General features: G+C 43.7%; 18 protein-coding genes. 3 read left to right on the top strand and 15 right to left on the bottom strand.

The genetic code is table 11. The annotated features are described in order from the left end of the window. Window positions 1-109: 109 nt before the first annotated feature. The 14 genes from rsmH to sdhC all read right to left on the bottom strand — a co-directional run bounded on the left by rsmH (window position 110) and on the right by sdhC (window position 18,538). Entirely contained in the window at window positions 110-1,069 is a 960-nt protein-coding gene (gene rsmH, locus ACH0AB_RS01710) for a 16S rRNA (cytosine(1402)-N(4))-methyltransferase RsmH (RefSeq protein WP_007115055.1), read from the bottom strand. 247 nt (window positions 1,070-1,316) lie between these two features. Beyond that, window positions 1,317-2,351: a UDP-glucose 4-epimerase GalE gene (galE, locus tag ACH0AB_RS01705; protein WP_406876913.1), complete on the bottom strand. Its 1,035-nt coding sequence runs from the start codon at window positions 2,349-2,351 to the stop codon at window positions 1,317-1,319. A gap of 8 nt (window positions 2,352-2,359) precedes the next feature. Beyond that, window positions 2,360-3,622 carry a UDP-glucose 6-dehydrogenase gene (locus ACH0AB_RS01700; RefSeq protein ID WP_406876912.1) on the bottom strand — a complete coding sequence of 421 codons (1,263 nt, stop codon included), beginning with the start codon at window positions 3,620-3,622 and terminating at the stop codon, window positions 2,360-2,362. A gap of 40 nt (window positions 3,623-3,662) precedes the next feature. After that, window positions 3,663-5,309 (bottom strand): glucose-6-phosphate isomerase, encoded by a 1,647-nt coding sequence (gene pgi, locus ACH0AB_RS01695; RefSeq protein ID WP_406876911.1) that lies wholly within the window; start codon window positions 5,307-5,309, stop codon window positions 3,663-3,665. A gap of 17 nt (window positions 5,310-5,326) precedes the next feature. After that, complete coding sequence (locus tag ACH0AB_RS01690; protein ID WP_406876910.1) at window positions 5,327-6,214, bottom strand: UTP--glucose-1-phosphate uridylyltransferase; 888 nt, start codon at window positions 6,212-6,214, stop codon at window positions 5,327-5,329. A 213-nt stretch (window positions 6,215-6,427) separates the two neighbouring features. Next, window positions 6,428-7,330, bottom strand: a complete 903-nt coding sequence (gene sucD / locus ACH0AB_RS01685) for a succinate--CoA ligase subunit alpha (protein WP_312115404.1) — start codon at window positions 7,328-7,330, stop codon at window positions 6,428-6,430. 87 nt (window positions 7,331-7,417) lie between these two features. Then, window positions 7,418-8,593: an ADP-forming succinate--CoA ligase subunit beta gene (sucC, locus tag ACH0AB_RS01680; protein WP_007115062.1), complete on the bottom strand. Its 1,176-nt coding sequence runs from the start codon at window positions 8,591-8,593 to the stop codon at window positions 7,418-7,420. A gap of 189 nt (window positions 8,594-8,782) precedes the next feature. After that, window positions 8,783-10,231 (bottom strand): dihydrolipoyl dehydrogenase, encoded by a 1,449-nt coding sequence (gene lpdA / locus ACH0AB_RS01675; RefSeq protein WP_065253793.1) that lies wholly within the window; start codon window positions 10,229-10,231, stop codon window positions 8,783-8,785. Window positions 10,232-10,318: 87 nt separating this feature from the next. Continuing rightward, window positions 10,319-11,554: a 2-oxoglutarate dehydrogenase complex dihydrolipoyllysine-residue succinyltransferase gene (odhB, locus tag ACH0AB_RS01670; protein WP_007115064.1), complete on the bottom strand. Its 1,236-nt coding sequence runs from the start codon at window positions 11,552-11,554 to the stop codon at window positions 10,319-10,321. A gap of 140 nt (window positions 11,555-11,694) precedes the next feature. Further along, on the bottom strand, window positions 11,695-14,637 hold the full coding sequence (locus tag ACH0AB_RS01665; protein WP_406876909.1) for a 2-oxoglutarate dehydrogenase E1 component: 2,943 nt from the start codon (window positions 14,635-14,637) through the stop codon (window positions 11,695-11,697). Between the two features lie 427 nt (window positions 14,638-15,064). Beyond that, a complete protein-coding gene (locus tag ACH0AB_RS01660; RefSeq protein WP_007115066.1) occupies window positions 15,065-15,775 on the bottom strand; it encodes a succinate dehydrogenase iron-sulfur subunit in 711 nt (236 codons plus the stop codon). Window positions 15,776-15,852: 77 nt separating this feature from the next. Next, window positions 15,853-17,715: a succinate dehydrogenase flavoprotein subunit gene (gene sdhA, locus ACH0AB_RS01655; protein WP_178086238.1), complete on the bottom strand. Its 1,863-nt coding sequence runs from the start codon at window positions 17,713-17,715 to the stop codon at window positions 15,853-15,855. 98 nt (window positions 17,716-17,813) lie between these two features. Next, complete coding sequence (sdhD, locus tag ACH0AB_RS01650; RefSeq protein WP_065264324.1) at window positions 17,814-18,149, bottom strand: succinate dehydrogenase, hydrophobic membrane anchor protein; 336 nt, start codon at window positions 18,147-18,149, stop codon at window positions 17,814-17,816. Next, window positions 18,149-18,538, bottom strand: a complete 390-nt coding sequence (gene sdhC, locus ACH0AB_RS01645) for a succinate dehydrogenase, cytochrome b556 subunit (RefSeq protein ID WP_188875239.1) — start codon at window positions 18,536-18,538, stop codon at window positions 18,149-18,151. The genes sdhD and sdhC overlap by 1 nt, the downstream gene beginning before the upstream one ends. A 779-nt stretch (window positions 18,539-19,317) precedes the next feature. On the opposite strand from sdhC, the gene gltA reads away from it, so the two are divergent. Continuing rightward, window positions 19,318-20,604 (top strand): citrate synthase, encoded by a 1,287-nt coding sequence (gltA, locus tag ACH0AB_RS01640; protein ID WP_095356558.1) that lies wholly within the window; start codon window positions 19,318-19,320, stop codon window positions 20,602-20,604. A gap of 168 nt (window positions 20,605-20,772) precedes the next feature. Here gltA and nfuA read toward each other — a convergent pair whose 3' ends face one another. Continuing rightward, entirely contained in the window at window positions 20,773-21,390 is a 618-nt protein-coding gene (gene nfuA / locus ACH0AB_RS01635) for a Fe-S biogenesis protein NfuA (protein WP_036594945.1), read from the bottom strand. Between the two features lie 284 nt (window positions 21,391-21,674). On the opposite strand from nfuA, the gene ACH0AB_RS01630 reads away from it, so the two are divergent. Beyond that, window positions 21,675-22,778, top strand: a complete 1,104-nt coding sequence (locus tag ACH0AB_RS01630; protein WP_406876908.1) for a bifunctional nicotinamide-nucleotide adenylyltransferase/Nudix hydroxylase — start codon at window positions 21,675-21,677, stop codon at window positions 22,776-22,778. 69 nt (window positions 22,779-22,847) lie between these two features. Further along, a complete protein-coding gene (locus ACH0AB_RS01625; protein ID WP_406876907.1) occupies window positions 22,848-24,254 on the top strand; it encodes a nicotinate phosphoribosyltransferase in 1,407 nt (468 codons plus the stop codon). The last annotated feature ends 29 nt before the right edge of the window (window positions 24,255-24,283 follow it).

Here is a 24,283-nt window from a genome sequence, read left to right as displayed (position 1 = left end):
CAGGGTATCAAGATAAAACAAGTCATTATAACGCAACCCATCTAAGTTTGGTTAATGCAATCGCTTTTTATTGTTTGTTATAAATATCATGTTACAAAAACGGCTGCTTTTACAATCGGGTGGCTGACCGAAGCAAAGCACTTCTGGCACGCGGGTTGGTTTTTATTTCAGTAGCCAACGGGGCGACACGCTCAGGCTTAGATAGGAGTTTGGGGCGTTTGGGTGGCATCGGCAAATTGGCATCTTCAGGATATTGACCTTTACTGTGTTTTTGCAAAAACTGCTTGATGATGCGGTCTTCTAGCGAATGAAAACTAATCACCGCCAAGCGTCCCCCGACCTTAAGCGCGATGAGCGATTGAGCCAAAAAGCTATCGATATCGCCGAGTTCATTATTGATAAAAATACGCATGGCTTGAAAACTTTGGGTGGCAGGGTGCTTGCCTTTTTGCCAATTGGGATGCGCCTGCTTGATGGTTTCTGCCAGCGCTAGGGTAGAATCATAGTGCTCCATTTGTTTGATTGCCCTTGCAATACGGCGGCTGTGTCGTTCTTCGCCGTAGTTATACAGCACATCGGCAAGCACGGTTTCATCCACGCGTTTTAACCATTGGGCGACCGATTCGCCACGAGTGGTATCCATGCGCATATCAACTGCCCCATCGCGCATAAAGCTAAAGCCGCGGCTACCGTCATCCAGCTGCGGCGAGGACACGCCCAAATCTGCCATAATCCCATCGACCTGTTCAATGCCTAATCGCTGCAGATTGTCTTGCAGTTTGGCAAAACTATCATGAATCACTATCACGCGCGCATCACTGGCTGCCAATGCTTGCGCCGTTTGTATGGCTTGGGGGTCTTTATCAAACACGAGCAGACGACTGTCTTTATCCAAATAAGTTAACAGCAATCGGCTGTGCCCACCGCGCCCAAATGTCGCATCGACAAAGGTGCCCGTTTTTTTGATGATTCCTGTTTCTAGCGCCGCTACAGTTACATTGAGCACACTTGCTACCGTTTCCTTTAATAAAACGGTTTCATGGATAAATTCAGGTGCGCTAACAGTCATAACAGGCTCAATGGGACAATAAGAAAAAAGAAATTCGCTAAACAATCGCTAGGGTGAAAACAAATAAAAAGCATAATTTATCTAATCCCCTATTATCGCTGAAGCGAGCCTAAGGTCAAGTAAAATCATAACCTTGACTGGGTTTTTATGATAAAAATGCTCATCTTTGATAAAACCTACCCATAAAAAAGACGGTCATAAAACCGTCATTAATATTCGTTAATACTCGCTAATATTAAAGGGGCGCTTAATCGTCATAGCCATTAGGATTTTGGCTTTGCCAACGCCAAGTGTCGGTACACATACGCTCGATATCAAACTCAGCTTGCCAGCCCAACAGATGCTTGGCTTTATCACTACTGGCATAACAACTGGCAATGTCGCCAGGTCGTCTTGGTGCTATGCTATAAGGCACGGGTTGATTAGTGGTTTTGATAAAGGCATTGACCAATTCTAATACAGATGTTCCCTTACCTGTACCCAAGTTAATCGGCTCAAATCCGAGCTGGGTTTGGTGTTGCAAATACTGTAAAGCGGCGACATGCCCTTTTGCCAAATCAACCACATGGATGTAATCTCGCACGCCTGTCCCATCCACGGTATCGTAATCATTGCCAAACACGCTTAACTGCGGCAGCTTACCCACTGCCACTTGACTGACATACGGCATCAAATTATTCGGGATACCATTGGGATTTTCACCTATGGTTCCGGTATGGTAGGCACCAATGGGATTAAAATAGCGCAGTGAAATTAATTGCCAATGGTTATCTGATTTTGCCAAATCTTCAAGCATATATTCAATCATCAGCTTGCTTTGCCCATACGGATTGGTCGCAGAACGCGGTGAGGATTCGACAATCGGCAAGGCTTCTGGGTCACCATAGACGGTTGCTGATGACGAGAAAATCAAGTTTTTTACTTGGGCTTTGGCCATCGCATCGAGTAGATTGAGCGTGCCTGCAACATTGTTTTGATAATACCAAAGTGGCTTGGCAACCGATTCACCGACCGCCTTTAGTCCTGCAAAATGAATCACCGCAGTGAAGTCATGCGCGGCAAAGGTTTTGGCAAGCAGCTGTGTGTCCAAAATATCGCCTTCGATAAATTCAATGGACTGCCCTACAATTTGCTGGACGCGCGCCAGCGAGGCTGGACTACTATTGGATAAATTATCATACACCACGGGGGTGAATCCTGCAGCAATTAGCTCAATTAATGTATGTGAGCCGATATAGCCTGCACCGCCAGTGACTAAGATTTTTTTGCTTTGATTTATCATTGTTTTGCCTATTTTTTACAGCCTATACCCGTATAAAAACCAACGAGCTGCTGAATTTGTGGTTCGGTTAACGTATTTTTTGCATCAAAAATGGGTAATGCAATGTTATTTAAACGATTGATATCCGGCTTGATTGGTAGCGACCAATTGACAATAAACAACGCTTGCACTTGCGTAAGCAGCGCATAGGCATCGTCAGTCAATGAAAACAGCGGATGATTACCGTACAACTCTAACAATTCTTCTTTGGTATTGTTGGCATACACAATCGTCTTGATATTGTATGACCACAATAATTTAATGAGTGGGTGAAACGCTGAATGGATGGTGCGTCCTGTACCATTACGATAGCCTGAGCCCCAAATCATCACCGTTTTATTTTCGATAAAACCATCAAAATATTGCCAAAATTCACGGAAAATCAGCTCTTTTTGGTCTTCATTAATCGATTTTACCGCCTCTAGCAATGACGTCTCCACTTGATTGCGCTTAAAACCATCAATCAAAAAATCCAATTCTAGCGGTAATGACTTGCCACCAAATCCCCAACCTGCTTTGAGATAATCTTTACCAATGCGTTTATCAAGCCCAAGGATTTGCTCAACTTGTTTGATATTGACCTGTTCACTGGCGGCAAGACGCGCCATTTCATTCATGAAAGATAAGCGTGTTGCCAACATTCCCATGATACTACTGCGCGCAAATTCTGCCGTTTTGATATCAGTAATAAAGTGCTTGTCACTTTTTTCAATGAAAAACAGCAAAATGTTGTTGTGCGCGCTACTGCCTTGCGTTTTTTCACCAATCAATGCCAAATCAGCTTGGAAAAAAGAACTAAAATTCGCCCCGTCTTTCATAAAAATAAAGGGAAGATAATACACCCAAGTAGTCGTCAATTTGCGGGCGAATTGTTCAATCTCACCCATGGCTTTGACACCGCTGATGATAATCTGGGTGGTGGGGTTAAAATGAAATGAGCCAAATTGCTCAAGCGCCTGCGCTGATACACCATCGACAAACAACCAAATATCATCTGCGCTGACATAGGCTGAAAAATCATGGGTTGGCAAAGGCTGGGTAACGATGTTGCCTTGAGATTGGTACAACTGCCACAGTAGCACCATCTGCCGATCAAACTGGTAATCATTCATGACCTGCTGAAGGCTATCATCATCGGTCAATAGCCTAACTTGGTATTCAAGGGTGGCAAGCAAAATACAAGCATTGATTGATTCATTGGTACTGCCAATTACATATACAGTTTTTGTCATTGTTTTTGTCATCGTTTTCTTCTTTTATCCCTATCTATCATCAGCTTGCAAAGGTTGTTTTAATGGTATTTAGCAACTGATTGGTTGAGCTATCAAATGGCTGCGGTTGTTGCGGCGATAATTCTTGCGTTGATACCAAGGCATCAAAGACGGCATTAGCCATCACTTTACCCACTTCGACTCCCCATTGGTCAAATGGGTTAATCTGCCAAATGACTGACATAACAAATACTTTGTGTTCATACAGCGCAATCAATGACCCTAACGTTCTTGGGGTCAGCTGTTTGAGTAGAATGGTCGTTGATGGCTGATTGCCTCGATAATGTTTGAATTTATCCACACCATTATTGCTGTCTTTGATGGCGGCATTGCCAAACGCCAGCACTTGGCTTTGCGCTAAGCAGTTGGCAAGCGAAAGTCCATGCTGCTCAAGCAAGTTTTTATTGATTGTTTGGGCATCTGCGTAGCGTTTGATGGGCGCAATAAAATCACAACTGACTGCCTGTGTGCCTTGATGCAGCAACTGATAAAACGCATGCTGGGCATTGGAGCCAATATCACCCCACAAAATCGGACAAGTACTGTAAGCCACTGCCTCACCTTGGCGATTGACGGATTTACCGTTACTCTCCATCTCAAGCTGGGTTAAGTAGTTGGGGAAAAAAGATAACCGACCATCATAAGGTAACACCGTATGGGCATTAATGTGCAAAAACGTACTGTTCCAAACACCGAGTAGCCCTAACAACACAGGCATGTTTTGAGTAAAATCGGCGGTGGCAAAATGCCGATCCATCTCATAGGCACCTGCTAGCAATTCATAAAAATTGTGCATGCCAATTTTTATGGCAATTGCCAGTCCAATCACCGACCACATGGAAAATCGACCCCCAACCCAATCCCAGAGCATTAGTTGGTTATCGACATGGATACCCCACTCTGACATCTTATCGGCTTTGGTAGAAATCCCAATAAAATGACGACGCAAAATAGTGGCTTTGTTATCATGACTGGCTAACAACCATGACATCGCCGTCTTGGCATTGGACAGCGTATCAATGGTGGAAAATGATTTTGACGAGATAATAAACAGCGTGGTTTGCGGATTTAATACCTTAAGCAAACTATCGAGCTGGGTGCCATCCATATTGGAGACAAAATGCACATTGATAGCAGTATCTGTCCATTCTTTTAGTGCCGTTGTTGCCATCACTGGCCCTAGATCTGAGCCGCCGACCCCGATATTCACCACATCGGTGATTGCCTGCCCAGAATAACCACGCCAGACCCCATTACGAATCCGCTCAACCAACTTTTCCGCTTTTTGTAAGCTAGTATGCACCTGCTCAATGACATTGACACCTTCGACCCAAACCTGCTCGCCTTGCGGCTGTCTTAACGCGGTATGCAGTGCCGGACGATGCTCAGTATCGTTCACGATTTCGCCCGTCATCAGCCGATGAATTTCTTGCGCTAATTCACGCTCATTTGCCAGGGTGATTAAATTACTGAGCACAGCCTCATCAATTTTTTGTTTACTAAAATCCATGATCATGTCGCACGCAGCAACGCGGTACTGTGAGCCGCGATTGGATTGTTGGCTAAACAATTGATTAAGCGTGGCCATACTATCTGCCTGGGTAGACAGTGTTTGCCATGTACGATTCGCACTTGTATCGGTTGACATTCGTCTATGACCTCATATTAATTTGCTGTATGCTGAAACGCTTCAACACCCAATTGATTGGCAAAATAACCCACGGCTTGCAAGTAACTATTCATATCACCTGCATCAAAGCTGTTACCCACCATGCTAACCACCTCTACCCCTTGCGTGCTAATAAGCGCATCAATGGCATCGGTCAGCTGAATTTCTCCACCCACACTTGGCTGCGTGTTGGCTAGATAATCAAAAATAGCATTATTAAATACATAGCGCCCAACGACAGCCAAGTTAGAGGGCGCATCCTCAGCTTTGGGTTTTTCCACAAAACCTGTCACAGCAAATGACTGGTTTTGTTCAGACTTTGCTACCATTTGTGTGCGGGCTAGCTTGGCAATACCATATTTAGAAATATCACTTTCTTTCACTGGATCAACCAATATCTGTGAATGCTGCTGCTTGGCAAACTGCTGTAGCATGTAGGCTAAATTCTGCTGAGTATAGTCAGTATTATAAGGGTTCAAAATCACATCGGGTAATAGTACAGCAAACGGTTCATCACCTACTATGGCACTGGCTTGCAAAACGGCATGCCCTAACCCTAACGGTTTGCCTTGGCGCACACTGGTAACCGTGACCCCTGCAGGTAGCCAGTTTAAACTATCTGCTAGCGCCGCTTTACCTTTACCCCGTAATTGGGTATCAAGCTCACTATTGATATCAAAATAGTTTTCAATGGCGGTTTTTTGCCCATGATTGACCAAGACGATATTAGTTAAACCTGCGGCAATCGCTTCTTCAACGACATATTGAATGGCTGGTTTATTGCCAAGCGGTAGTAACTCTTTTGGCACTGCTTTTGATAGTGGTAACATACGCGTGCCAAACCCTGCCACAGGGATAACAGCGTGAGTGATTTTTTTCGACATAGTGACTCTTAATAAGACAAGTTTTTCAAATAGTTTACATCAAGCTTAACATATTTTTATGGCAAATATTTTATCTGCCCGAATATTTTAAAGGCATTATTAACATTGATTGAGGGTATTTTGCTAACACCAGCGTTTGCTAACACCAGCGGATAATAAAAAAGCAGATAACCCAATAATTATCTGCTTTTAATTAGTCAAAATAGCTGATGATTACCAACCAGTGACTTCTTTTACTTTTTCACCGATTTTTGAAGGGTCACGGGTATAAGCAATACCAGCCTCTTCAAAGGCTTTGAATTTTTCTTCCGCTGTGCCTTTACCACCTGAGATAATCGCACCGGCATGTCCCATACGTTTACCTTTTGGTGCTGTGACACCTGCGATATAACCAATGACGGGTTTAGTCACGTGGTCTTTGACATATGCAGCCGCTTCTTCTTCAGCCGTACCACCGATTTCACCGATCAATACAATCGCTTCGGTTTGTGGGTCGTCTTGAAGCAATTTCAATGCGTCGATTTGGTTCATACCTGGGATTGGGTCACCACCGATACCGATACAGGTTGATTGACCAAAGCCAAGTTTAGTGGTTTGGGCAACCGCTTCATAAGTCAATGTACCAGAACGTGAGATGATACCGACTTTACCTTCTTGGTGGATGTGACCTGGCATGATACCGATTTTGCATTTACCTGGGCTGATCACGCCTGGACAGTTTGGACCTACCATACGGATGATTTCTTCGCCCTTGGCTTGTAGGTCAGCGTTGACGTTTTCTAAGTAACGTTTGGCTTTTAGCATATCTAGGGTAGGTACGCCTTCGGTGATGACCACAATCAATTTTACGCCAGAGTTAATCGCTTCAACGATTGAGTCCAATACAAATGGTGCTGGTACAAAGATAACAGAGGCATTAGCACCCGTTTCTGTTACTGCTTCATCCATGGTATCAAATACTGGACGGTCAAGGTGGGTTGTACCGCCTTTACCTGGGGTCACACCGCCAACGATGTTGGTACCATAAGCAATTGATTGCTCTGAGTGTAGAGTACCGTTTTTACCTGTGAAACCTTGCACTAATACTTTAGTGTCTTTTCCAACTAATACGCTCATTGTTTTTCCTTTTACTTTTTATGTTTGATTTAAACGATTAACTAGTAGGGCACATAGCCCTACTCGCTCATACCTATACTTTCTTAATTAGGCATTATTAACCGCATCAACAATTTTTTGACCGGCTTCAGAAAGACCTTCAGCAGGAATTAATTTAAGACCTGAATCACGTAGGATTTGCGCACCTTTTTCAGCGTTGTTACCTTCAAGACGCACAACCACAGGTACGGTGACGTTGACTTCTTTTACCGCTTCGATAATCGCTTCAGCAATCATGTCACAACGTACGATACCACCAAAGATGTTGATGAGTACGCCTTGGACTGATTTGTCTTCAAGAATTAATTTGAACGCTTCAACCACACGTTCTTTGGTCGCACCGCCGCCTACGTCTAGGAAGTTAGCGGGTTGACCGCCATATAGTTTGATGATGTCCATGGTTGCCATCGCAAGACCGGCACCATTCACCATACAGCCGATGTTACCTTCAAGCGCAACATAGTTTAGGTCAAATTCTGAGGCTTTTAATTCACGCTCATTTTCTTGTGATTTATCGCGTTGTTCAGCGACTTTTGGTAGGCGATAAAGGGCATTTGAGTCGATGCCGATTTTGGCGTCAACACAGGCTAATTCGCCAGATTTACGAACCGCTAATGGATTGATTTCAAATAACGCGAAGTCATTTTCCGTAAAGGCTTTATAAGCCCCTGTCATCAATTTGGCAAATTCGTTGATTTGTTTGTCTTTTAGACCCAGTTTAAAAGCCACTTCACGAGCTTGGCTAGGTTGTAAGCCCACCAGTGGGTCAACTTCTACTTTCAAGATTTTTTCTGGGGTCTCTTCGGCAACTTTTTCAATTTCAACACCGCCTTCAGTTGACGCCATGAATACCACACGACGGGCTGAACGGTCTACTACTGCACCTAAGTACAATTCAGTTGCGATTGGGTACATGTCTTCGGCGATAAGTACGCTGTTAACAGGTTGACCGTTGGCGTCAGTTTGGTAAGTTACCAAGTTTTTACCAATTAATTCTTCAGCAATTTGTTTGGCTTCTTCACGCGTTTTAGCGATTTTTACGCCGCCCGCTTTACCACGGCCACCGGCATGTACTTGGGCTTTAACAACCACAGCACCGGCGTTGCCTGCCATTTTATCAAATGCTGCTGCGGCTTCGTCGCCATTTTTAGCGATGATACCTTCTTGTACTGGCAATCCATAGCTTTTTAATAATTCTTTGGCTTGATACTCATGTAAATTCATGAATTTATCCTCTCGGTTTTGGTTTACATTGTTTTAAAATTATTTTTGAATATTGTGGTCAACAGTAAGCTAACCTAGTTGATAATGAGGTTAGCTCACTTGCCTTATTCAAACTATTGATGCATAAGCTAATTAGCCAAGTTACTTATGAACTAAGTTACTTGTGAGCCAAGTTACTTGTGAACTACGTTACTTGCGCTTACGTTGAATCGCATGAATCGCACGACCATCCGCTGATAGCACCGCCTCGTGTACCGCTTCAGAAATGGTTGGGTGAGCAAACGTCATCAATTGTAAGTCTTCAATACTTGATACGAATTCCATCGCAATCATGCCTTGATGAACGATATCACCCGCACCCGCTGACACGACATGCATACCCAATAAACGGTCAGTTTTGGCATCGGCAACCACTTTGATAAAGCCTTGGCCTTCACCAGCGGCTAACGCACGGCCATTGGCAGCTAAGCTGAATTGACCTGTTTTGACTTCATGACCTTGCTCTTTGGCTTGTTCTTCAGTCAAGCCCACCCATGCAATTTCTGGGTGTGTGTAAATCACGCTAATAATGGTGTCATAATTGACTTGAACTTTTTCACCATGAATGCGTTCAACTGCCATCATGCCTTCTTCCATCGCTTTGTGCGCCAGCATTGGACCACGCACCAAGTCACCGATTGCATAGACGCCATCAAGGTTGGTTTGACAGAAGTCATTTACCGCTACCAAACCACGTTCAGTAAGCTCTACTCCTGAATTTTCGCTAAGTAGGTTTTCTTTATAAGCACGGCGACCCACACACACGATGAGTTTATCGAAGGTTTCTTGTCCTGCTTGACCTTTGGCGTCAAACGATACAAGTACCTGACCGTTTTCTACTTGAGCCTGAGTAACTTTGGTATCAATACGGATATCCATACCTTGGGCTTTTAGTAGTTTTGCCGCTTCTTTGCTCACGGCTTTGTCAGCCGCTGCTAAAAATTCTGGCATGGCTTCAAATACTACCACTTCACTACCCAAACGACGCCATACCGAACCTAGTTCAAGACCAATCACACCACCACCAATAACCCCTAGACGCGCAGGCACTTCGGTAAAGTCTAACGCACCGGTTGAATCAACGATATATTCGTTATCAATCGGGGCAACAGGGATATCAATTGGCACAGAACCAGAGGCCAAAATCACATTTTTAGCGGTAATAGTGGTAGGCGCAGAACCATCTAATGGGGTAAATTCAACTTGTTTATCTGCACCTTTACCATCAAGTAATTTACCTGTACCTTGTAGCCAGTCAGCACCGTTACCTTTTAATAACGCAGCCACACCACCGGTCAATTGCTTAACGATAGCGTCTTTACGACTTAACATTTTGCTGATGTCAATCGCCACCTCACCTGTGGTGATACCGTGGTCGGCTAAGTCATGCTTGGTTGCTTCATAGCGATGTGAGCTGTCTAGCAATGCTTTTGAAGGAATACAACCGACGTTCAAACAGGTACCGCCTAACGCTGGCTCACCTTTATTAATACGTTTTTCGATACAAGCCACGCTCATACCCAATTGGCCTGCACGGATTGCGGCTTCGTAGCCACCAGGGCCACCACCGATAATTACCAAATCATAGCTTTCTTTCATAATCTTCACCAAAAATTTGAATTGTTATTGTTAAAGTTGTTAAACAAAAAAGCCTGTATCAACCTTTGCCAATACAGGCTTTTTTCATTATAAATCGAGAAGTAGCATCGCTGGGTTTTCAACCAATTCTTTGATAGTGACCAAGAATTGTACGGCTTCTTTACCATCAATTAAACGATGGTCATACGACAATGCCAAGTACATCATAGGTAGAATTACTACTTCACCATTAACAGCCATTGGGCGTTCTTTTGTCGCATGCATACCCAAAATCGCTGTTTGTGGTGGATTGATGATTGGGGTTGACATCAATGAGCCAAATACCCCACCATTGGTAATGGTGAATGTACCACCCGTCATGTCTTCAATGCCTAATTTACCTTCACGCGCTTTTGATGCATAGTTACCAATCGCACGTTCGATATCTGCCATACCCATTTGATCAGTGTCACGTAATACCGGCACCACAAGACCACGGTCGCTAGATACCGCAACACCCACATCATAATAACCATGATAAACGATATCGCTGCCATCAATAGAGGCATTTACCGCTGGAAAACGTTTTAACGCTTCAGTAGCAGCTTTTACAAACAATGACATAAAACCTAGTTTTACACCGTGACGTTTTTCAAAACGCTCTTTGAACTCACTACGTAAGTCCATGATAGGTTTCATGTTCACTTCGTTAAACGTGGTCAACATTGCAGTTTCTTGGGTAGCGGCTAACAGACGCTCAGCAACACGGGCGCGTAAACGTGTCATTGGCACACGTTTGTCTGCCCGTTGACCGACGGCATTGGCAACCACTTGACCGTTGTCTGCTTTAATTGCATTGTTGGCTTTCAAGGTTGGGTTTGCCATGTCTTCTTTAGTCACACGACCGCCACGACCTGAACCTTCAACATCTGCAGGATTGACGCCTGTGGTATTCGCTGCTTTACGAACTGCTGGGCTTTGGTCTTTATAATCTGCTTCAGCAGTCGCTTGAGCGGTAGGCGCTTGTTGTGCAGCTGCAGGCGCGGCTTCAGCTTGGGCAGCCGGTGCTTGGGTTTCAGCAGGTTGGCTTGCTGGTGCAGCCGCGGTTGCGCCTTCAGTCAGCTCACCGATGACTTCAGCAGAAAGCACTGTGTCATCAACTTGTTTAAGAATTTTGCTAAGCACGCCGTCAGCTTGTGCTACCACTTCCATCACAACTTTATCAGTTTCGATTTCACACAATACAGCGTCACGGCTTACTTGGTCGCCTTCATTAAAATTCCAAGCAACAATTGTACCGTCAGCAACGGATTCTGGGAATACGGGGACTTTAATCTCACTCATGGAAAACTCCTAGTTAATTTCACATTCTTTCATTTTTAATGGGTTAAATTCATTGTTGTCTTAGCACTCGGCGCAATTGCCTATACCAAAAACCAAGAAGGATTAGTACACATCTAGTGAGTACTAATCCTTTAAAACGCTTAGTCAGTCGCTTGTTTTTCTGCGATCTCCGCTTTAGCTTCTAGCTTGTCTTCGGTTGAATCTTCATTCTTTGGCAAACCCAATGCTTCGTTGATAACTTTTTGTTGTTGGGCAACGTGCATTTGCATCGAACCTGCGGCAGGTGCTGCCGATGAAGGGCGAGCCACTGGCTCAAGCAAGTAGGCTTTAGTCGGACGAGTCGCGGGTTTTGGTGGTGCAATCAAACGGAATAAGTGCGGTGCTAGATAGTACCAAGCACCTTGGTTACGTGGCTCTTCTTGTGTCCAAACAATACCTTCAAGGTTTGGATATTTTGCCACTTCTTCCAAAATACGTGCTTCAGGTAATGGATAAAGCTGCTCGATACGCACAATCGCCACATGGTTAAGACCCAATTCACGACGTTTTTCAAGCAAGTCATAATATACTTTACCGCCACACAACACTAAACGCGTCACTTGGTTATTATCAAGTTGGTCAATCTCTGGAATCACGGTTTGGAACTGACCTTGCGCAAGCTCTTCAAGCGTTGACACTGCCAATTTATGACGTAGCAATGATTTTGGTGACATCACAATCAGCGGTTTACGCGCTGGGCGAACGACTTGACGACGCAGGGCATGGAAAATCTGTGCAGGTGTAGTTGGGGTCATCACTTGCATGTTGTCTTCAGCACATAGCTGTAAGAAACGCTCTAGACGCGCTGATGAGTGCTCAGGACCTTGACCTTCATAGCCGTGTGGTAATAGCATGGTCAGACCACATAGACGTTGCCATTTTGTTTCACCTGATGAAATAAATTGGTCAATGACCACTTGTGCGCCATTGACAAAGTCACCAAACTGCGCTTCCCAAATCACTAGCGCATTGGGTACTGTCGTTGCGTAACCATATTCAAACGCCAACACCGCTTCTTCTGACAACAATGAGTTAAAGGTGTCAAAACGTGCTTGGTTAGGGCTCATGTTGGCAAGCGGTACATACATACTGCCGTCTTTCATGTTGAATAATTCTGAATGGCGATGCGAGAAAGTACCACGACCCACGTCTTCACCCGTGATACGGACAGGATAGCCCTCTTCCACCAGTGACGCATAAGCCAAGGTCTCTGCCGCGCCCCAGTTCAATGGCTCTTGGCCGGTTTGCATGGCTTTACGTTGTTCAACCACTTTTTGCACTTGGCGTTGTAGCTCATAGCCTTCCGGGATTTGCGCCATTTTTTCGCCATACGCTTTTAATTGATTGAGATCAACGCCCGTATCCCAATTGTCTTCAAGCTTATGCCCAATATAAGGTGTCCAATCTACATACAGCGTTTTATTTGGCTCACGCACGAGTGCGCTAGCAACATATTCGCCTTTATCGAGTGACTCACGGTAGTCATCTTCAAATGCCACACTTTCAGCTTTGCTAATAACGCCTTCAGCAACCAATTTATTGGCAAATAGCTCACGAGTACTTGGCAGTTTTTTGATGACCGAATACATAAGTGGCTGAGTGGCGGAAGGCTCATCCGCTTCATTGTGACCGTTACGACGGTAACAGTACATATCAATCACGATATCTTTATGGAAAGTTTGGCGATAGTCGTGGGCAAGCTGTGCCATAAATACCACGGCTTCTGGATCGTCACCGTTTACATGAAAAATCGGTGCGTGTACCATCTTGGCGATGTCGGTACAGTATTCAGTTGAACGCGCATCTTCTAAGCGGCTGGTGGTAAAACCCACTTGGTTATTGATAATAATATGCAGCGTACCACCTGTTGAGTAGGCACGGGTTTGTGACATTTGGAAGGTTTCTTGGTTGACACCTTGACCGGCGAACGCGGCGTCACCGTGTACCACGATTGGCAAAACGGCATCACCCGTCTTATCTTGACGGCGTACTTGGCGGGCACGCACTGAACCAATCAATACAGGCGATACAATCTCAAGATGCGAGGGGTTAAATGCCAAGGCTAAGTGTGCTTCGCCGCCCGGTGTCATTACGTTAGATGAATAACCATTGTGGTATTTTACGTCACCTGAACCCACGGTCGGTTGTTTTTTACCATCAAACTCATCAAACAAATCTTTAGGGTTTTTACCTAAGATATTCACTAATAAATTTAAACGCCCACGGTGTGCCATACCGATAACCATTTCTTTGGTACCGTTTTCACCCGCACGCTGAATTATCTCATTGACCATCGGGATAAAGCTCTCGCCACCCTCAAGACCAAAACGTTTCACACCAGTATATTTACGCGCTAAGTATTTTTCTAATCCTTCCGCTGCTGTCAAACGCTCAAGGATAGATTTACGTTTTTCATTGTCAAATTTGACATAGCCAAGATTTTGCTCTAGGTATTTTTCAATCCAGCGTTTTTCTTTGGCAGTGGTCACATGGAAATATTCTGCACCAATGCTGCTACAATAAACTCGCTCTAACACTTGGATAATTTCACGCAGTGTGGCTTTGTCTTTACCGATATTTAGGTCACTGACAGGGTATACAGTGTCTAAATCCGCTTCAGAAAGACCATAATACGCCAAAGTCAATTCTTCAACTTCTGGACGTGGCATGAGTCCTAAAGGATCTAAATTAGCAATACGATGACCACGACGGCGATAACTGGTAATCAGTTTTTGCACGCCCATTTGGTTGTCCGCAAATTCGCGAATTTCAGAAGGGCTGACGGCACCTGCACCTGATTGACCGGTAACTTTGTGGGCAGTGGTATTGCGAGCTAATAGCAAAAATTGGTCTTGAATAGTATGGTGAAGGGCGTTCTTATCATCATCTTTGGCAAACTGCGCAAAGTAAGGAATGTATTTTTCATCAACGCTTTGTGGATCTTGAAGATACTGTTCATAGAGTGATTCAAGATAGACTGCGTTATCTGCTGACAATTCGGTAAACTGAGCAGATGAGACAGAAGTTTGGTTTTGGTTAGCCATGATTCTTTCTACTGTAGTATTTAAAGGTGGAAATAAAAATTTTAGGGAATAGCCTAGCATTTTTATAATTAACAAAAAATTTTGTTAAGGTAATAGTTACCATTCATTTACTAAATATAGCGATTCACGCGGCTTGGCGTGTGGATAAATGGCTATCAAATGGCAGTAAAAGAAGAGTAATGTGAAAGTTAGTTTTCTCCTTCCTTAGAAAACCTAAATGAATATTCCCTATAGATACCTATCGTATATTATACAAAATTAATGATAATTTATCTCATTCATTAGGCTGAAAAGGTATAAAAAATATTATGATATTTGGATATCATTTATTACTTTCATTAATAGATAGCCAATTACTATTAATTTATCACATCCCAATAAAAAAAGCCCTGTCGATACAGAGCTTTTTTGTCACCAAACTTTGGTACTAACCTGCTTGGTCTAACAGCATGTTACGTAAATGACCAATCGCTTTGGTAGGATTCAAGCCTTTTGGACAAACCGATACACAGTTCATGATGCCACGGCAACGGAACAAGCTAAATGGGTCGTCCAAACGTGCTAAACGCTCCTGTGTACTAGTATCACGGCTATCTGCCACAAAGCGGTAGCCATTCAACAACGCAGATGGACCTAAGAACTTATCTGGGTTCCACCAGAATGATGGACAGCTAGTTGAACAACAGGCACATAGAATACATTCATATAGACCGTTTAACTTTTCGCGGTCTTCAGGTGATTGTAGACGTTCAGTCGGTGGCGCTGGCTGGTCATTAATCAAGTACGGATGAACTTTTTCATATTGCTCATAGAATTGATTCATATCTACCACTAAGTCACGCACGACAGGTAAACCAGGTAGCGGGCGTAAAGTAATTTTTTGTGGCAGCGTGTTCATGTTGATAAGACATGATAGACCGTTTTTACCATTGATGTTCATACCGTCAGAGCCACAAATACCTTCACGGCACGAACGGCGGAAACTGATGGTTTCGTCCATTTTTTTCAAACGGACAAGTACGTCTAATAACATACGGTCAGAGTCTAAAAGCTCAATTTGGTATGTCTGCATACGGGGTGCTGCGTCTTTATCTGGATCGTAGCGGAAAATCTCGATGGTGCGAGTACCTCTGCTCATAATGCTAAACTCCACACGTTTATGGTATTGGTTTATAGGGTCTTCACAATAGTTTGCAAAGACCAAAAAAATATTAATTAGAATGTACGCACTTTTGGCTCAACATAGTCTACAGTCAGTGGGCTCTTACGAACAGGTTTATAGATAACACGGTTACCTTCAGAGAACCAAAGGGTATGCTTCATCCATTCGTGGTCATTACGACCAAGCGGGGCATACGCATCATCTGCCGCACGTTCGTAGTCAACGACGGTGTGCGCGCCACGACATTCTTGACGCAGGGAAGCTGAAATCATTGTCGCTTTGGCAACTTCATAGAGGTTAGCCACTTCAAGCGCTTCAATACGGGCGGTATTAAACACTTGTGATTTATCAGCTAGGTGAAGACTATTGACCTTACTTTCAAGTGCCAAGATTTTTTGTACGCCTTCATTCATTGACGCTTGGGTACGGAATACACCTGCATGTTGCTGCATGGTACGACGGATTTCGTCAGCCACATCTTGCGCATTTAGCCCTTGCGTAGATTGCTGTAACACATTCAAACGCGCCAAGGTTTTGTCAAGAACACGCGGTGATAGTGGCTCATAGTCATGACGGTCAGCGGCGTGGAACTCATCAATGATATGCTGACCCGCTGCACGACCAAATACTACCAAGTCGAGTAGTGAGTTTGTACCTAGACGGTTGGCGCCGTGAACGGATACACATGAGCATTCACCAATCGCATATAAGCCTTTCACGATTTTTTGCTCGGCGTATAAACCTTCCGCATCCGTACCTGCCTCAAGATCTGGCATGACAACCTGACCATGAATATTGGTTGGGATACCGCCCATTTGGTAATGGATAGTCGGTACAACTGGGATTGGCTCTTTGGTAATGTCAACGTTGGCGAAGTTTTTACCAATTTCATAAACCGATGGTAAACGCTTCATGATGGTATCCACACCTAAGTGCGTCATGTCAAGTACCACGTAATCGCCCTGTGGACCACAACCACGACCTTCTTTGATCTCTTGGTCCATTGAGCGTGATACAAAGTCACGCGGTGCCAAGTCTTTTAGGGTTGGCGCATAGCGCTCCATAAAGGCTTCGCCATCTTTATTACGAAGTAACGCGCCTTCACCACGACAACCTTCGGTCAATAATACGCCCGCACCTGCGACGCCTGTTGGGTGAAATTGCCAAAATTCCATATCTTGTAGTGGAATACCGGCACGCACTGCCATACCTAGGCCGTCACCGGTGTTAATAAAGGCATTAGTAGACGCAGCGAAAATACGACCTGCACCCCCCGTTGCCAGCACAGTTGTTTTTGCTTGGAATACCGCAACACGACCTGTTTCTTGCTCCAGCGCGATAACGCCGTTAATGTCGCCTTTGCTATCTTTGACCAAATCAAGCGCAATCCACTCAATAAAAAACTCTGTGCCTTGCTCAAGATTTTTTTGATATAAGGTATGTAATAACGCATGACCTGTACGGTCAGCTGCCGCACACGCACGTTGTACCGCTTTTTCACCGTAGTTGGCAGTATGGCCACCAAAGGGACGCTGATAAATCGTACCATCTGCGTTACGGTCAAATGGCATGCCCATATGCTCAAGTTCATATACCACTTTTGGTGCTTCACGGCACATGTACTCGATAGCGTCTTGGTCACCTAACCAGTCAGACCCTTTGATGGTGTCATAAAAGTGAAAGTGCCAGTTATCATCACTCATGTTACCCAAACTTGCGCCAATACCACCTTGCGCAGCAACCGTGTGAGAACGCGTTGGGAACACTTTGGTTAATACCGCAACATTCATACCGCCACGCGCCAGTTGTAGCGACGCACGCATACCAGAGCCACCGCCGCCAACGATAACCGCATCGAAGGTTAAGGTTTGAATATTGCTAATGGTGTTGTCTTGTTTTGTTGCCATTGCTTTAATTTCCTAAATGATGGTTCGATTCTATCCATACACATACTTGAAAAGCCATGGATGTCAAAATCGATAAATACGTTAACAAAATTTATCTAACAGGATGTTTAGAAGAAAATCATCACGCCCCAAAATAAATAAACCAGGACTGCAAGAATCATGGCAGATTGCAGCACAAAACGTAAACCATTTGACTTAACGTAGTCTGTTAATACAGTCCACATCCCTACCCACGCATGACCCACTAATGCTAGTATCATCAATAGCGTAAATAAGCGCATCGGTAGGCTTAGCATAAAGCCTTGCCATAATTCAAACGTTGCTTGGTGGGTTAAGAACCAACCCAACATCACCAATGAATAAACTGCCAATACAACCGCACTAATACGTTGTACCACCCAATCGCGAGAGCCTGAGCCTGTTAAACCTGTTGCACTTTTCATTAGAACATCACCCATACAAATGAACCCACAACCCAAAGCGCTGCAAGCACAAAACCAATGAATGTCGCGGTGCGACCACTGTTTAATTCTTCATTCATGCCCATGTCGGCAAATAAATGTTTGAAGCCCATCACAAAATGGTAGCCTAATGCAGCCACAAAAATCCAAGCCAAAAACTTCACCACTGGGTTGGTGAAAATATCTGCAAAGCCTTCAGCACTGGCAAGCGACGTTTGAAAAATCCATAACATCACAGGAATTAGGAGAAATAGCACCACACCAGAAACACGGTGGGTAATTGAAGCCAAAGCAATTGGGTTTTTTGAATTAACATTAATTACTTGGCTTAAAGGAAGGTCAATCGGTCGGTTGCTTTTCACAGCGGGCATCCTTTATTCGCAGTTATAACTTACCTGTGTTATCGCTATGCCAATATCCAAAATATCAAGCACGAACTTCAAATCACTTGCAGGATTTGATGAATCACATAGCCTGTCAAAAAACAGGTAAATCGAAGATAAGGAATAGCTAGCGTACTTTGGATTATTTAAATAATAGATAGTTATTAGCCGCAAACCTAATCGTATCTCACAATTAAAAACTAATAAATTACCAACTAATAATCGACAAAAAGCCACCCACAATTTACTTTTTAATTTTGTTAAATTACAAACCTAAAAAGTAAATTATGTTTAGCAAATATTAATAATACAAAGCTAGCCACCAGTAAAATTTTTATAATTATAAGAGTCTTTGATTACAAATACAAACAAAAACAGAAAAAAAACCATCTTTTATCAAACCCCTGTAGCGCACTATTAAAATTCAGAAATAATTTGATAAGATTCAGCGTTTTGCCACCCACTCTTCTAGATAGTTAACCGTATCAAGGGTTGATAGAATGTCAGTAGTATAGAGCATAGTTTTAGCTAACTCCTGTTAATTATAACTAACTGTTTGTACGCGTAAGGCGTAAATTTACTTTCATTTTTGGCAAAAATGCTGTTAATATAGATATGTTTTAGTTTTGGGTTTTCGCTATTTTTTCGCTATTAATAAAGTCGCCCTGCACGTCTCTGTGTGGCTGGGCATTCACCTATCCTTGTCATTGCGCCAATGCATTTGAGCAAGTATAGGTCTTCTTTTTTTACACGTCTGAGAGGATTTTATGTCAGAGAAAGACAATATTGCAACCTTGCACGTCAATGGCCAGGACTATGAGCTTCCTATCATTGAAGGAACATTAGGCGATCCTGTACTCGATATTAAGGCCGTACCCCAAGCTGGTTTTTGGACATACGATCCAGGTTTCATGTCAACCGCTTCCACTGAATCAAAAATCACGTTCATTGATGGTGACAAAGGTATCTTGTTACACCGTGGTTACCCAATTGACCAATTAGCTGATAAAGCAGAATACTTAGAAGTTGCGTATGCACTCATTCACGGTGAATTACCCAATGCTGAGCAAAAAGCTGACTTCTATGAAAAAGTTCGTAAACATTCAATGGTAAATGACCAATTACGTCGTTTCTTTGAAGGTTTCCGCCGTGACGCTCATCCGATGGCGATTATGGTCGGTGTGATGGGTGCGTTATCTGCGTTCTACCACAACAATCTTGATGTGAGCAAACAAGACCATCGTGAAATCACTGCGATTCGCTTGATTGCTAAAGTGCCTACCATCGCCGCCATGTGCTACAAATACAGCAATGGTCAGCCATTTATGTATCCGCGTAATGATTTAAACTACGCTGAAAACTTCTTACACATGATGTTTGCAACCCCAGCGGATGTCAACTATCAAGTCAATCCAATCCTGGCAAAAGCGATGGATAAAATCTTTACCTTACATGCTGACCACGAACAAAATGCCTCTACCTCAACTGTACGTCTAGCAGGCTCTACGGGCGCTAACCCATACGCTTGTATCGCAGCGGGTATTGCGGCTCTTTGGGGACCTGCACACGGTGGCGCCAACGAAGCTGTACTTAAAATGCTTGATGAAATCGGCAGCGTAGACAACGTTGACGAATTCATGGAAAAAGTCAAACGTAAAGAAGTGAAATTAATGGGCTTTGGTCACCGTGTTTATAAAAACTTTGACCCACGCGCCAAAGTGATGAAAGAAACTTGTGACGAAGTATTGGGCGAGCTTGGCATCAAAGATCCACAACTTGAACTTGCGATGAAACTTGAACAAATCGCCTTGAATGACCCGTACTTTAAAGAGCGTAACCTATATCCAAATGTTGACTTCTACTCAGGTATCATTCTAAAAGCCATCGGTATTCCAACCTCTATGTTTACCGTAATCTTTGCTTTAGCACGTACTTCTGGTTGGATTAGTCACTGGTTAGAAATGCACTCTGCACCTTACAAAATCGGTCGCCCACGTCAGTTATATACTGGCTATACCCAGCGTGATTTTGTACCAGTTGAAGACCGCGATTAAGCCAATACGTCAAACCAAAAAACCCAGTGCACAACTGGGTTTTTTATTGAGTATAATTTAATAATAATTTAATAATAAAAAAGGACATCTTATGACGCCCTTTCTTGAATTACCCTTTCTTTAATCAAGTGTCACTTGAATTAAGTATCACTTGCCAATCTCTTCACCTTACTTATAGAACGCATTGGCAGTATAAGTATGGTCAGTCTCATCAATCACTTGGGTTAATTCTGGTATTTGCTGTTTTAGCGAGACTTCAACCCCTTGTTTTAGCGTCATATCAACTGCAGAGCAGCCTTGACAGCCGCCGCCAAATTTGAGTACGGCGGTGATACCAACCCCTTCTTCATGTACCAAATCCACCAATTGCACGTTACCCCCATGCGCCGCTAGATTTGGATTGATTTCTGAAGACAACACGTAATTGATACGCTCCTCTAGGCTCGCATTTTCACCCAGTTTTGGCACTTTTGAGTTGGGTGCACGGAATGTCAATTGACCGCCGAAACGGTCTTTATTGTAATCAATCACCGCATCTTCAAGATAAGGAATAGACGGGGTATCTATATAAGCGGTGAATGTCTCATAATCCAATTTTAAATCATCCGGATTGTGTTCATCTGGCTGGCTGTATGACATACAGCATTCTGCTCGCGGCGTGCCTGGATGTTCAACAAAAATACGTACGCCGATGCCGTCAGTATTTTGTTTTGCCAATAACTCAGTCAGATAACCTTGCGCTGAATCGGTAATTTTGATATTTGTGGTTTTTTCTGTATCGCTCATATGTCACCCTAGCTTGTCATCAATTTTTACCCATATTTTAGCATAAACTTGAGTAATTTACTCGGATTTTATTGGGGGTGGTTTTTTGGCTTATCAAGGGTCGTCACAATATTTTTTAGCTAAGCCAAAACTTGAATCTAGCCATTATCTTTAACCAAAAATAACTTGGCATTGGTTGAAAGTTTAGGCAAGATAGTTAAAAAAACATGCTTTATCACCGAACTTTATCACCAAAACGCTATTGGATAGACCGAGGGCGTTATCATTCGCAAGGAGTTTGCGTCATGCCAAATAACACGACTGACACTATCACGGTTACTAAAAACGACATTACCGAAGATAAAGGGCGTTTTAGCACACCCAAAAATAAAAAAGGCTATCAATATGACTATTTGGTGTTTATCGGGCGTTTTCAGCCGTTTCACTTAGGTCATAAATCGGTTGTCGATGAAGCATTAAAGCTTGCTGAAAATGTGATTATGCTCATTGGCTCTGCCAATTTGCCAAGTAGTATCCGCAATAGCTTTAGTGTTGAAGCGCGTAGCCAAATGATTTTGGGCGCCTTTGACAAAAAAGATGCCAAACGCATACATTGTGTCGGTTTGGATGATGCCTTATACAATGACACAAAATGGCTTCAATACGTGCAGCAGTGCGTGAAGTCGGTTACCGGCGATTTAAACGCCAATATTGGTCTAATTGGACATTCAAAAGACAGATCATCGTATTACTTGTCACTTTTCCCAAATTGGCAGTCAGTGGCTGTGCCCAATTTTCATGAGTTGTCTGCCACGCCAATTCGCGAAGGCTTTTTGCTGGGTGCCGATCCGTTAACCGATGCGGTACCGCAATCGACAACCGATGTCATGAAGGCATTTAAAAAGACCGAAGCATATAAACGCCTACACGAAGAGGCTGGCTTCATTGATAAATACAAAAAACAATGGGAATCAAGCCCCTACCCACCCACCTTTATGACGGTTGATGCGGTGGTCATTCAATCAGGACACATCTTATTGGTGGAGCGTCGTGGTATGCCAGGTCAAGGACTATGGGCATTGCCTGGTGGCTTTATCGACCCTAAAGAGACGCTATTTGACGCCTGTATTCGTGAGCTACGTGAGGAGACCCGGTTAAAAGTACCTGAAGCGGTTCTGCGCGGCTCACGCCATAGTCAACACACTTTTGATGACCCGTATCGCTCAGCTCGTGGTCGTACCATCACCCAAGCGTTTTACTTTATGCTCAAAAACGACCCCAAAGGCTTACCATCAGTGAAAGGTGGCGATGATGCCAAAAAAGCGTTTTGGCTACCCTTGGCTGAATTAAGAGCCGATAAACTGTTTGAAGACCATTATGCCATTATTTGTAAAATGGTGGGTCTCTGATTTTTTCCTGCCAAACTGATAGACGGTTTGGTTTTAACCTGCGCAAGCAATCAACAGAGGAGTTCTGTGATGTTTAGTCAAAATTTTGACAATTTTATTTTAAATACTGACAGCTATAAGACGTCGCATTGGCTGCAATACCCGCCAAATACCGAGTACGTATCTAGCTATATTGAAGCGCGTGGCGGCAATAGCAACTTTGAAAATGTGCTATTTTTTGGTCTACAAGCTTTTTTAAAACAGTATCTTACCAAACCCATTACCGACGCTGATATAGATGAAGCCAAAGTGCTACTTGCGGCTCATGGCGTACCGTTTAATGAAGCAGGCTGGCGACAATTAGTCGCCAAACATAGGGGTCTATTACCACTTCGCATTCAAGCGATACCAGAGGGTATGGTGGTACCAACGGGTCAAGTATTGTGTCAGGTGGTAAATACCGACCCTGAGTTTTACTGGTTGACAAGCTATATCGAGACCACACTATTACGCGCTATTTGGTATCCTAGCACTGTGGCGAGCCTTTCTTATTATTGTAAACAAATCATCAAAGCAGGCTTGGAAAAATCCGCCGATAACTTAAATAATCTACCGTTTAAATTGCATGATTTTGGCGCCCGTGGGGTGTCTAGCCTTGAATCAGCTGCGCTTGGTGCTCTTGCCCACTTGGTAAATTTTTCTGGTACAGATACTTTAAGCGCGATTGTGGCTGCCAATCGTTGGTATGGTATGCAAAATGACATGACTGCTTTTTCCATTCCTGCAGCAGAACATAGCACCATGACCACTTGGGGACGTGAGCATGAAGCGGATGCCTATGGCAATATGATTGCCAAATTTGGCGGTGAAGGTAAAACCTTTGCGGTGGTGAGTGATAGCTACGATTTATGGAATGCCATTGATAATATCTGGGGTGGTGAGCTAAAAGAAAAAGTGGCGCAAACAGGTGGCACGTTAGTCATTCGCCCTGACAGTGGCGATCCGATTAAAGTGGTGCGTGAAGCCCTTCAGCGCCTTGCAGCGAAATTTGGCACTACCACCAACTCAAAAGGCTATAAGCTACTGCCAAGCTACGTGCGACTCATCCAAGGTGATGGTATTAACCCCACCAGCATGAGTAAAATTATTGATGCGGTGATTAAAGCCGGATTTAGTAGTGACAATATCACCTTTGGGATGGGTGGCGGGCTACTGCAACAAGTCAACCGCGATACTTTGAATTTTGCCATGAAGACCAGCAGCGCACGGGTGGACGGTTTTTGGCGAGATGTATATAAAGACCCGATTACCAGTGTGAGCAAACGCAGCAAACGCGGGCGTTTAGCCTTGGTCAAACGTCAGGGTAGTTATATGACGCTGCGTGAAGATGAGCTTGCTGAGCAGAATAATTTATTGCAGGATGTATTTTTGAACGGTGATTTACTAGTTGATGATACACTGACCGCGATTCGTCAACGCTCATCGGTAAAATCATAATTGAACTTGTCGCAATCTTAACAGCCGTC

Origin of the sequence: Moraxella sp. 179-F 1C4 NHS (genome assembly GCF_045370505.1) — a bacterium.
In the GTDB taxonomy this organism is placed as follows: Bacteria; Pseudomonadota; Gammaproteobacteria; order Pseudomonadales; family Moraxellaceae; genus Faucicola; species Faucicola tetraodonis.
This window is presented reverse-complemented; position numbering and strand designations above follow the sequence as displayed.